The organism is Thiomicrospira sp. (genome assembly GCF_036568485.1).
Taxonomy (GTDB): domain Bacteria; phylum Pseudomonadota; class Gammaproteobacteria; order Thiomicrospirales; family Thiomicrospiraceae; genus Thiomicrospira.
The window spans coordinates 1-10,436 of record NZ_DATCSL010000027.1 but is presented as its reverse complement, the minus strand read 5'-3'; the positions used below and the strand labels follow the sequence as shown (position 1 = coordinate 10,436).

The window sequence follows — 10,436 nt, the reverse complement described above, 5'->3', positions numbered from 1 at the left end:
TTAAGATGGCGTCAAATCTGTATGTTGGTCAAGTCATGCATAAACGCATGCAGCCGGTGGCGTATTACTTTCAATACACCACTACCAGCATCAAAGTCGACATTGATCAAATCCAACAAGAGTCGTCTAAATTGCGTTGGCTTAGCTTTAATCGCTTTAATCTAGTGAGTTTAAACGAGCGCGACCATGGCCCACGTAACGGCACAAATTGGCGCGAATGGATTGATGGCTTTTTAGCCCAATACCAGCTTGCGCGCCCGGCGCGTGTTGAGCTTATTTGTTATCCGCGTATTTTAGGGTATGCCTTTAACCCTTTGGCCATGTGGTACGCCTACAACGAACAAAACCAACTGTTTGCGGTCATCGCCGAGGTCAGCAATACTTTTGGTCAATGGCATCATTATGTGCTTAAGCTTAACCCGCAAACGACCGATAGCTCACCCAGCCACATTAAAGCTCAAGCGGACAAAGTGTTTCATGTTTCACCTTTTATCGACATGCAAGCTCGTTACCACTTTCGCTTACGCCCACCGACCGAGCAGGTGTCTACCTATATCCGTGAAACACGCGATGACGACGCGTTTTTCTTTGCTAGTCAAACAGGCACTTACCGTCCATTAAACAATGCCAACCTGCTTAAGTTAGCGGGCTGGGCACCTTTTCGTATGCTCAAGGTGATTGGTTTAATTCACTGGTGGGCACTCAAAATTTGGTTAAAAGGTGGAAAGTTCCACCGCACCCCGAAACATTTAGAGTCGGTTCAATACAGTCATTCGGAGATGTTCTTATGCTAAGTAAAACCCAATCCAGCCCGCTGACGGCTAAACGCACGCCGTTTTACGGTTCAATGCTGTTAAAAAAATTACCGTTTGATCAACTCGACGTTGGTTCACTCACGGTTCAGATTGGCGAACATCAACACCGCTTTAATGGTCAGCAAGCAGGCGTACATGCCGATCTTATTTTACTCAAACCCTTACGGTTTCTTTGGTTGTTAGCTAGCCAAGGCGAACTCGGATTTGCCAAAGCTTATGCCGATGGTTTAATTGAGACCTCAAACTTACATTCCTTATTGCAACTGGGCGCGGCCAACGAAGCCGCCTTAGCTCGCACCCTAAAAGGTCACAGTTGGTTTTATAAACGCATGTTAAAACGTCATCAAGCCAACCATAATTCAATCGAAAATAGCCGTGACAACATTGCCGCACATTACGATTTAGGCAACGATTTTTATCAGCTCTGGCTAGACGACACCATGAGTTATTCCAGCGCGTTATTTATGACCGAGGATCAAGACTTAGCTGAGGCCCAGGTAGGTAAATATCAACGTATTTTGCATGCCTTGGATTTTGAAGAAGGTGAGCATATCTTAGAAATCGGCTGTGGCTGGGGCGGCTTTGCTGAACAAGCCACACGTCAAGGCGCAAAAGTATCGGGCATTACCTTATCACGCGAACAACTCGAGTTTGCCAAACACCGCCTGCGTGCCGCTGGGCTCGACCACCAGGCCTGCTTAAGCCTAACGGACTATCGTCACCAAGACGGTCAATTTGACCATATCGTCAGCATCGAAATGTTTGAAGCCGTCGGCAAAGAATATTGGCACGACTACTTTGCACAACTAAAGCATTGCCTAAAACCGCACGGCAAAGCCGTATTACAAATTATTACCATTGACGAAGACTATGCCGACTCTTACCAAAACGGAGTCGACTTTATTCAGACCTATATTTTCCCAGGCGGCTTATTGCCCTCTAAAACCCAATTGCATGATTTAGCACAAGCACACGGCTTTAGTGTGACCAACGAACTGTCATTTGGCCAAGACTATGCCGAAACCCTACTGCGTTGGCGTCAAGGATTTGATCAGCAACGACCTGCCCTGGAAAAACTGGGCTATGATGCGCGCTTCCAACGCATCTGGCATTACTACTTGGACTATTGCCGAGTCGGCTTTGAAACGCAACGAACCGATGTGGTTCAAATCACTTTGGAGCATCAACTATGACTAGTCGAATTTTTTTAACCTTCGCATTAAGTTTTAGTTTACTTACAGGATGCAGCAGTATGAGCCCAAATCAGTACGAACACACCGAACCTAAGTTGGACTTATTCGAGTATTTCGAAGGTCAGACCTTAGCTTGGGGACAATTCCAATCTCGCTCCGGTGAATTACAACGCCGCTTTAGGGTTGATATCCAAGGCAAAGTTGATGGAGACATTTTGGTACTGGATGAACAGTTTGTCTATGACGATAGTGAAACCGAACAACGTATTTGGACAATTAAAAAAGTCGGCGAAAATCAATATGAAGGTCGTGCCGGCGATGTCATAGGTAAAGCGTTTGGACAGGCCTCCGGATCGGTATTTAATTGGCGCTATACCCTTGACCTTCCTTACAAGGACTCCAGCACCCATGTCAAGTTTGACGACTGGATGTTTTTACAAACCGATAACGTCATGCTCAACCGAGCCAAAGTCACCAAATGGGGCTTTCGCGTAGGTGAGGTGACCCTGTTCTTCCAAAAACCGGATAAAGCATCATGAAGCGCCTGTTTTTTATCGCCAGCACTTTTTTATTCGCCTTCACAGCTCATGCCCAATCTTTGGTCACAACGGGAGAAGGCACTGCGCGCTGGGGATTTATTAAACTTTACGATGCCAAATTAAAGCTCCCCGCAGGCACCAAGCCGGATGAAGTCTTAACCGACCAAGTCGCGGCGCAACTAGAGCTTTGTTATGCGCGCAGTTTGAGCGTGAATAATTTTGTAGATGGCGCCAATCATGCACTACCGGATAATTTAACCCCAGAGCATCAGCAAGCGGTTGAGCGTTTACATGCGGCTTATCAAGACGTAAATAAAAACGACTGTTACCAATTGGCGCACACGCCTGATTTGGGCACGGCTTTAATACTGAACGGTCAAGAGTTGGTGCGCATCAAAACGCCCGGATTTAAAGCCGTGTATTTTGGTGTTTGGTTAGGCGAGTCGCCCTTGTCAGATAAATTGAAAACCCAGCTGTTGGGCGATCTAATTGAGCAGGACCCAACATCATGACCAGTTTAATCTGGTTTCAGCGCGATTTACGTCTTAGCGATCACGCGCCGCTTGTGCGCGCGATTAAGCAAGGTCACAAAATCGTGTTCGCTTACCTGCATGATCCCGCCTATACCATTGGCGAAGCAAATAGTGCTTGGCTTGCCCACAGTTTAAAAGATTTACAAGCATCGCTGCACTTAAAAGGCCATGAGCTATTAATGCTTGAAGGCGACTTTATCGCAAGTTTCAATCAACTCTTAAGCCACTTTGAAATTGATGAGGTTTTGTATCACTATGAAGTGGGTGAACCTTTTTTAAGCCAACAGAATCTGGCCCTGCAGGTTTGCCAACAACACCAAATACGCCTACAGCCATTCGACCAGGCCTGGTACCCGGCTGAACAAGTTCTAACTCAAAAGGGACAGACCTATTCGGTCTTTACGCCATTTTATAAAAAATTACTCAGCTTATTTAATCAAGTTGCTTACCCTCAAAAAGCTCCAGACAATTTAAAGACGTCAAAACCAGACACCCCAGCCTTGCCCGCCTGGCTGAAATTACCCAGCACCTTAAACACCCTCAGCCAAACCACTTGGGCAAAACGCATGATGGCTCATTGGCAAGTCGGTGAGCACCAGGCCTGGTTACAAGTTAAACGATTTTGTGAAGAGGCCTTAAATGACTACCCCACCCAACGGGATTTTCCTGCAGAGCCCGCGACCAGTAAACTTTCTGTTCATCTCCAATTTGGTGAACTTTCTGTTCGAGAACTGCTACATCATTTACAAGCATTAAAACCCTATCCGCAATACGATGTCCATGCCATTGATAGTTTTATCCGTCAACTGGCTTGGCGTGAGTTCGGACGTTATTTATTGCACTTTAATCCATTACTGGAACGCGAAAGTTTTCAAACTAAATTCACTCACTTCCCTTGGGATAATAATCCCGAACACCTGCAGGATTGGCAACAAGGCCAAACAGGCGTGCCGATTATCGATGCTGGAATGCGCGAACTATGGCAAACCGGTTGGATGCACAACCGCGTTCGTATGTTAGTGGCGTCCTGGTTAACCAAGAATGCCAACTTAAGCTGGCGTGAAGGTCAGGCCTGGTTTGCCAACACACTAATCGATGCCGACCCAGCCAATAATGCGATGGGCTGGCAATGGGTAGCAGGCTGTGGTGTCGATGCCGCGCCCTATTACCGTTTATTTAATCCCGTCGTGCAAAGCGAACGTTTTGATGCCCAAGCGCAATACATTAAGCAATGGCTGCCTGAACTGAAACCCATACCTGCCAAATGGGCGCATGCGCCTTGGCAACACCAAAGCGAGACACGATCGATCGGGTTTGATCTACAAAAAAACTACCGGATTCCGAGCATTGATCTGGCAAAAAGTCGCCAAGATCACCTAGATCGGGTCGCCGCTCAGAAAAGTTATACACAAACATTACAGTTGCAAAATTAACCCTATAGAGTATGATGGCAAAATTATGAATTCAATTGATCAAAACGCTCTCTATCCAATTCGAGAAGTTTCCCGCCTAACTGGCGTGAAGCCCATTACCCTGCGCGCGTGGGAAAGACGCTATGATTTGATTGAGCCCGTCAGAACCGAATCCGGACACCGACTCTACACCCAAGAGCATATTGATTTCTTAAATCAAGCACTTAAACTGATGGACGAAGGTATTCCGGTAAGTCGAGTAAAAGCGGTTTTATCTGAAACCAGCACACCCGATATGTCACGCATCGATCCATCGGACCCAGTAGAACAGCTCGCTATTCTGGATAAGGCTTTGCAAGCCATTCAACAACTCAACCTAGCGAAAATTCAACGTATATTGGATCGCTTGTTAGCCGATTACAGCTTATCGCCTTTACTGGAAATATTAGTTGAGTTGGATAGCCGATTGGCCGCAAACAAAACCAACGCACTTGCGATTAAAGTATGGCATAGTGCATTGCAAGAACGCCTGCATGTCCGATTGCATCACTTCCAAGTGCGCAGCCACCTTCCCAGCAAACGCATCTTTATTCAGTCAACGCGTAAAAACAACGACTGGGTCACCAAATTGCTCGCGATTTTTTGTTTTGAGCAAGGCTATCAGCCGATTAGCTTAGATGAACAGATCCCGTTTGAAAATCTACAAGAAATGATCAAACCACTCAATATATATGGCATGATTTTGGTGGATAAAAGCGCCACCCCTTCAATGGAATGGCAGGTTTGGTTTCAACACTTTGCCAGCATGCGAACTTGGGTGATGGGCTCTGACAAAATTGAAGAACAAACGCCACCCAGCGTGAATTGTGAATTACGTGGTTGGCCGAATTGGTTATTGCCGCTGAGTTAATTAAGCGCCTTTAAGTTGAGCTATTTCGGCTTTGGCGGCTTTTAGCTCTAACGCAAGTTCTACTTGAGCGGTTACGTCTTTTTGGATACCAATATAATAAGTGATCTTGTCTAGCTCATCATAAAAGGGTGTCACGCTTAACTCATTCCAAAAAACAGAACCGTCTTTGCGATAGTTTTTTAATACGGTTCTAACTGGCTGATTTGCCTCGATCGCTTCACGAATACTTTTCACTGCGGTGGTATCTGTATCCTCACCTTGTAAAAAGCGGCAATCCTGATACAAAATATCATCAGAAGAATAGCCTGTTAACCTTTCAAACGCTGGGTTGACATAAACCAAAATCGTATCTTCACCTTCCTTTTCGGCGAGCACAATGCCATCCTGAGCGTTTTCAACCAACTGCAATAACAATTCATTACGTAAATTAAACTTCTTCATGCGCTATCCCATTGAGCCATTACTTGCGACATTCTAGCAAGGTTACAAAAGGTTTAAAACAAATCCGCGTCAATAACTAAGGAAATATACAACTCCGAACTCATTTATTTAAGCGCTAAAAACAAAAAACCCGCCGAAGCGGGTTTTTTGAACAGAATCCGAAAACGAAATTAACGCTTCGAGAACTGTGGACGACGACGAGCTTTGCGCAAGCCGACTTTTTTACGTTCAACTTTACGTGCGTCACGTGTTAATAGATCACGTGCACGTAGCGCTGAGCGGTTGCCTTCTTCATAAGCAACCAAGGCACGTGACAAACCATGACGGATTGCACCTGCTTGACCCGTTGTACCGCCACCTACTACCGTGATGTACGCGTCAAACTTGCCTTCGCTTTGAGTTGCTTGTAATGGCTGATTAATCACCATCAAATCTGTTTCACGAGCGAAATATTGGTTCATTTCGCGACCGTTAACCATCATCTTGCCAGAGCCAGCGCGTAAGAATACACGAGCGACTGAGCTTTTACGACGACCTGTTCCGTAATATTGTTCTGCTGCCATGAAATTCCCCTTACAGCTCTAGTGGTTGTGGTTGTTGTGCAGTATGTGGATGCTCAGTACCGGCATACACTTTAAGCTTACGATACATATCGCGACCTAACGGACCACGTGGCAACATACCTTTAACGGCTAATTCAAGCACGCGCTCAGGCTTAGACTCAATCATTTTTTCAAACGACATGGTCTTTAAGTTACCAACATAACCTGTATAACGGTGATACATTTTGTTCGCACGCTTGTTACCGGTTACACCGATTTTTTCTGCGTTAACGATCACGATATAGTCACCACAATCAACGTGGGGAGTGTACTCAGGCTTATGCTTACCACGTAAACGTAAAGCCACTTCAGCCGCTAAACGACCTAGAGTTTTGCCTTCAGCATCAACAATGAACCAGTCGCGTTTTACTTCTGCTGGCTTTGCTACAAATGTTCCCATTTCAAAAATCCTAATCTAGTAAATAATCCTAAACTGCAAACTCAATCTTATTCAGATCAACTTCGCATCCTTACTGTTTAACGGGCAATAAGAGGGGGAAGGATTAATAAGAACGGAGATTATAAAGAAGATGCAACCAGGTTTCAACTTATATATGCATTCAGACGTAATTTAAATGCCTTCCTAAGCCAATGAATTGAATCGTTTTTAGGTCACGACTCAATTCAATAAAAATTTGTTTAACGATCGCTCACCGCTGAGGGATCTTTTAACATCGCACTAATCCCTTCTCCACGCTGATCAACTGCTAGATAACAAGAGTTCCCTGCACCTGTATAAACTTGGGTTGGACGGAAAATTTTGTTGTTCTGCAATTGTTCACGCCAATGCGCCATCCAACCAGCCGAGCGTGCCACAGCAAAAATGGAGGTAAACATCTTGGGATCAAAGCCCATTTCTTTATAAAGAATGCCTGAATAAAAATCCACATTCGGATAAACACCTTTGTGCCCTAAATGCTCTTCACAAACTTTTTCCACTTCCAGTGCGGTTTGGAACATCAAACTCAGTTCGCCACTTTGAGTTTTCTTTTGTAAGAGTTTTTCAGATAAGCGCTGCAAAATCGTGGCTCGCGGATCTTTGGTTTTGTATTCGCGGTGCCCCATTCCCCAGATCACTTTTTTCTTTGCTAAGCGATCTTCAATATATTCACGTGCATTTTCTGGGCGGCCTATCTTTTCTAACATTTCAATTACCATCTGGTTTGCCCCACCATGCAGTGGCCCAGACAAAGAAGCGATGGCTGAAGAAATAACCGAGCAAGGATTGGCCAAGGTTGAACCGGTTACCATCGTGGTAAAGGTGGAAGCATTAATAGTATGTTCAGCATGCAAAATCAAACAAGCATCAAGTAAACGCGCCCAATCAGGATCGGGTTCTTCGCCGGTGACCATATATAAAAAGTTTTCGGCATAAGTTAGATCTTTGCGCGGTTCAATCGGGTCATAACCGTTTCGCATATGTTCCCACTGCGCCACCAAAGTGGCCATATGGGCAATAATTTTAACGGTAACATCGTTGATATAGTCTTGGTTCTCAGTACCGCCTTTCATGTATTCGGTACTGGGATAAAAACTCGCCAAGCTTGCCACCACCACCTGCAACATATGCATCGGATGGGTAGTTTCTGGCAGGTTTTTCATAATTTCGCGAATATTATATTTAACCCGACGATGATTACGCAACTGATCATCAAAATCGGCCAATTCACTGGCCGTGGGTAATTCACCAAACAATAAAAGCAGCGTGGTTTCTTCAAACGACGACTGCTCGGCCAATTCCATAATGTCATACCCACGATAAGTGAGCAGTCCCTTTTGCCCATCGATAAATGAAATTTTCGATTCGGTGGCCGGAACGCCCGCCAATCCTGGAATATATTGCATGCTTACTTCCTTAACACTTACACACTAAAAGACGAGCCACAACCACAGGTTGTGGTGGCGTTTGGGTTTTCTATCACAAAACGCGCACCTTGCAAGTCTTCTAGATAATCAATTTTTGCACCAACAAGATATTGGAAACTCATTGGATCGATCAATAAAGTTACGCCATCACGTTCAACGGAGGTATCGTCCTCAGCCTGTTCTTCATCAAATGTGAAGCCATACTGAAAACCAGAACAACCACCACCACTAATATAAACGCGCAGTTTTAGATCTGGGTTTCCTTCATCGGCGATTAAACCACTGACTTTCGCAGCAGCTTGTTCGGTAAATTTTACTGGGGTTGGCATCTCAGACATGGTCGTCTCCTCAATTTATGCTGCCGTATCGATAAATCAGCGCCCAAATTAGGCAGCCCAGTTTTATCGACCGGGTAGATCATTATAAACCAAAAGCCTATTGGCTGCGAACTCGAACTAAGGCATTAACGCGACTTGTTCTAAGCCACAGGTCTCTTCCAAGCCAAACATCAGGTTCATATTTTGTACAGCCTGGCCCGATGCGCCTTTGACAAGGTTGTCTATGACCGAGGTCACCACCACGACATCACCGCCAGCTGGGCGATAAACCGCCATCCGACACATATTAGACCCCTTTACCATACGGGTATCGGGCAAACTTCCGGCAGGCATCACATCCACAAAAGATTCTTGTGCATAATGCTCTTCAAATAAAGTTTGTAGCTGCGCCTGTGACCAGTCTTGGTTTAACTTGCCATATAAAGTCGCTTCTATGCCTCGAATCATCGGAACTAAATGCGGTACGAAAGTTAAATTCACCCGTGATCCGGCCATGTTATTTAGACCTTCTGCGATCTCAGGTAAGTGACGATGACCGTTAATACCATACGCCTTAAAGCCTTCGCTGGTTTCAGCACTTAAAGAGCCGACCTTTGCACCACGGCCTGCACCACTGATGCCAGACTTACCATCCGCAATTAAATGATCAATATCCACCAGGCCTGCTTTTAGCAAAGGCTGAAAACCTAATTGAACCGCCGTGGGGTAACAGCCTGGGTTGGCAATCACCTTGGCGGTTTTGATTTTTTCACGGTTAAACTCGGGCAAGCCATACACCACTTCGTCCATAATTTCAGGGCAAGTGTGCGCCATGCCATACCAATTTTCCCAAACCTGTAAATCATTTAAGCGAAAGTCGGCGGCCAAATCAATGACACGCACCCCTGCTTGAATTAGTTCCGGGGTTAAACTCATTGCAACGCCGTGTGGTGTGGCAAAAAACACCAAATCACAAGTGCTTAGCGTGGACATATCCGGTTCAGAAAAAGCTAGATCATAATGGCCGCGTAAATTGGGGAACATCTCAGCCACTTTCATACCTGCTTCAGAACGAGAGGTAATGACCTTAACTTCTGCCTGCGGGTGATTCGCCAATAAGCGTAACAATTCCACACCGGTATAACCCGTGCCGCCTACAATGCCTACCTGAATCTTTTTCATAACCGGTTCCTCTTTATTTCTGCAAGATAATGTTCCTATTTTATCGAAACCCGACACACTTGCATTGAAATTTCACACGCCATTCGCCGATTTGCTTAGAATAGAAATCAACTTGAACAACAAACCGAGATCTTTATGAAAAAATTCGCCTTAATATTGCTGGCCTTAATACCAGGCCTGGTGATCGCCCAGCCTAGCATGGAAGTTAAACATAATCTTTATCAAGTGGGTCAACAGGCTTTACAGGACAATAAACCGATCGTAATTTTTTTTAACGCCAGTTATTGTTTGCCTTGTGAAAAGCTAAAATCTCGCGCTTTGAATGCCATCATTCGGTTTGAGCAATATCCGGCCGGCACGCGCTTTATTGAGGTCTTTATTGATAGCCCAGAGACCTTGACCGACTTTTATAACCAAACGACCAGCCCTGAAGAATTTGCGCTCTTCCACAACATTGTAGAACTGCCCAGCTTAGTGTTCTTAGATGGGGAAGGGAATGAACTCGCACGCCCTATTATGAATAACGGTGCTTATGATTTTTTTGGACATTTATTAAACAGTCGCCTTGAAGTAGCCATCCAAGAACTTGAAGCGCGTTAAACCTTCAGTATTTACTATTTTAGATA

13 protein-coding genes are annotated in these 10,436 nt (G+C 45.1%); 7 read left to right on the top strand and 6 right to left on the bottom strand.

Annotation, left to right across the window (positions count from 1 at the left end):
- From VIM91_RS02870 to VIM91_RS02845, 6 genes are all read left to right on the top strand, one after another.
- Positions 1–794: DUF1365 domain-containing protein (locus VIM91_RS02870; RefSeq protein WP_331863317.1), on the top strand; the 794-nt coding region annotated here is incomplete at its 5' end.
- Positions 788–2,008: a cyclopropane-fatty-acyl-phospholipid synthase family protein gene (locus tag VIM91_RS02865; protein ID WP_331863316.1), complete on the top strand. Its 1,221-nt coding sequence runs from the start codon at positions 788–790 to the stop codon at positions 2,006–2,008. The genes VIM91_RS02870 and VIM91_RS02865, both read left to right, overlap by 7 nt.
- Positions 2,005–2,547, top strand: coding sequence for a DUF3833 domain-containing protein (locus VIM91_RS02860; protein ID WP_331863315.1), 543 nt, complete (start codon positions 2,005–2,007; stop codon positions 2,545–2,547). The genes VIM91_RS02865 and VIM91_RS02860 overlap by 4 nt, the downstream gene beginning before the upstream one ends.
- Positions 2,544–3,059, top strand: a complete 516-nt coding sequence (locus tag VIM91_RS02855) for a chalcone isomerase family protein (protein WP_331863314.1) — start codon at positions 2,544–2,546, stop codon at positions 3,057–3,059. Before VIM91_RS02860 ends, VIM91_RS02855 begins: the two co-directional genes overlap by 4 nt.
- Positions 3,056–4,513 (top strand): deoxyribodipyrimidine photo-lyase, encoded by a 1,458-nt coding sequence (locus VIM91_RS02850; RefSeq protein ID WP_331863313.1) that lies wholly within the window; start codon positions 3,056–3,058, stop codon positions 4,511–4,513. Before VIM91_RS02855 ends, VIM91_RS02850 begins: the two co-directional genes overlap by 4 nt.
- A gap of 25 nt (positions 4,514–4,538) precedes the next feature.
- On the top strand, positions 4,539–5,402 hold the full coding sequence (locus VIM91_RS02845) for a MerR family transcriptional regulator (RefSeq protein ID WP_331863312.1): 864 nt from the start codon (positions 4,539–4,541) through the stop codon (positions 5,400–5,402).
- Here the strand turns inward: VIM91_RS02845 and VIM91_RS02840 are convergent, their stop codons facing one another.
- The 6 genes from VIM91_RS02840 to argC all read right to left on the bottom strand — a co-directional run bounded on the left by VIM91_RS02840 (position 5,403) and on the right by argC (position 9,810).
- Positions 5,403–5,843, bottom strand: coding sequence for a PAS domain-containing protein (locus VIM91_RS02840; RefSeq protein ID WP_331863311.1), 441 nt, complete (start codon positions 5,841–5,843; stop codon positions 5,403–5,405).
- A 170-nt stretch (positions 5,844–6,013) separates the two neighbouring features.
- Positions 6,014–6,406 (bottom strand): 30S ribosomal protein S9, encoded by a 393-nt coding sequence (rpsI, locus tag VIM91_RS02835; protein WP_331863310.1) that lies wholly within the window; start codon positions 6,404–6,406, stop codon positions 6,014–6,016.
- 10 nt (positions 6,407–6,416) lie between these two features.
- Complete coding sequence (gene rplM / locus VIM91_RS02830; RefSeq protein ID WP_331863309.1) at positions 6,417–6,845, bottom strand: 50S ribosomal protein L13; 429 nt, start codon at positions 6,843–6,845, stop codon at positions 6,417–6,419.
- A gap of 239 nt (positions 6,846–7,084) precedes the next feature.
- Complete coding sequence (locus tag VIM91_RS02825) at positions 7,085–8,290, bottom strand: citrate synthase (protein WP_331863308.1); 1,206 nt, start codon at positions 8,288–8,290, stop codon at positions 7,085–7,087.
- Between the two features lie 17 nt (positions 8,291–8,307).
- Positions 8,308–8,649, bottom strand: coding sequence for an iron-sulfur cluster insertion protein ErpA (gene erpA / locus VIM91_RS02820; RefSeq protein ID WP_029935992.1), 342 nt, complete (start codon positions 8,647–8,649; stop codon positions 8,308–8,310).
- Between the two features lie 117 nt (positions 8,650–8,766).
- A complete protein-coding gene (argC, locus tag VIM91_RS02815; protein ID WP_331863307.1) occupies positions 8,767–9,810 on the bottom strand; it encodes an N-acetyl-gamma-glutamyl-phosphate reductase in 1,044 nt (347 codons plus the stop codon).
- 135 nt (positions 9,811–9,945) lie between these two features.
- Here argC and VIM91_RS02810 point away from each other — a divergent pair, with 135 nt between their 5' ends.
- A complete protein-coding gene (locus tag VIM91_RS02810) occupies positions 9,946–10,410 on the top strand; it encodes a thioredoxin family protein (protein ID WP_331863306.1) in 465 nt (154 codons plus the stop codon).
- Positions 10,411–10,436: the final 26 nt, after the last annotated feature.

What these genes read in the sequence shown, in the direction of transcription:
- VIM91_RS02865 (WP_331863316.1), top strand. Translation starts at nt 788, where the DNA reads ATGCTAAGTAAAACCCAATCCAGCCCGCTGACGGCTAAACGCACGCCG.
- VIM91_RS02860 (WP_331863315.1), top strand. Translation starts at nt 2,005, where the DNA reads ATGACTAGTCGAATTTTTTTAACCTTCGCATTAAGTTTTAGTTTACTT.
- VIM91_RS02855 (WP_331863314.1), top strand. Translation starts at nt 2,544, where the DNA reads ATGAAGCGCCTGTTTTTTATCGCCAGCACTTTTTTATTCGCCTTCACA.
- VIM91_RS02850 (WP_331863313.1), top strand. Translation starts at nt 3,056, where the DNA reads ATGACCAGTTTAATCTGGTTTCAGCGCGATTTACGTCTTAGCGATCAC.
- VIM91_RS02845 (WP_331863312.1), top strand. Translation starts at nt 4,539, where the DNA reads ATGAATTCAATTGATCAAAACGCTCTCTATCCAATTCGAGAAGTTTCC.
- VIM91_RS02840 (WP_331863311.1), bottom strand. Translation starts at nt 5,843, where the DNA reads ATGAAGAAGTTTAATTTACGTAATGAATTGTTATTGCAGTTGGTTGAA.
- rpsI (WP_331863310.1), bottom strand. Translation starts at nt 6,406, where the DNA reads ATGGCAGCAGAACAATATTACGGAACAGGTCGTCGTAAAAGCTCAGTC.
- rplM (WP_331863309.1), bottom strand. Translation starts at nt 6,845, where the DNA reads ATGGGAACATTTGTAGCAAAGCCAGCAGAAGTAAAACGCGACTGGTTC.
- VIM91_RS02825 (WP_331863308.1), bottom strand. Translation starts at nt 8,290, where the DNA reads ATGCAATATATTCCAGGATTGGCGGGCGTTCCGGCCACCGAATCGAAA.
- erpA (WP_029935992.1), bottom strand. Translation starts at nt 8,649, where the DNA reads ATGTCTGAGATGCCAACCCCAGTAAAATTTACCGAACAAGCTGCTGCG.
- argC (WP_331863307.1), bottom strand. Translation starts at nt 9,810, where the DNA reads ATGAAAAAGATTCAGGTAGGCATTGTAGGCGGCACGGGTTATACCGGT.
- VIM91_RS02810 (WP_331863306.1), top strand. Translation starts at nt 9,946, where the DNA reads ATGAAAAAATTCGCCTTAATATTGCTGGCCTTAATACCAGGCCTGGTG.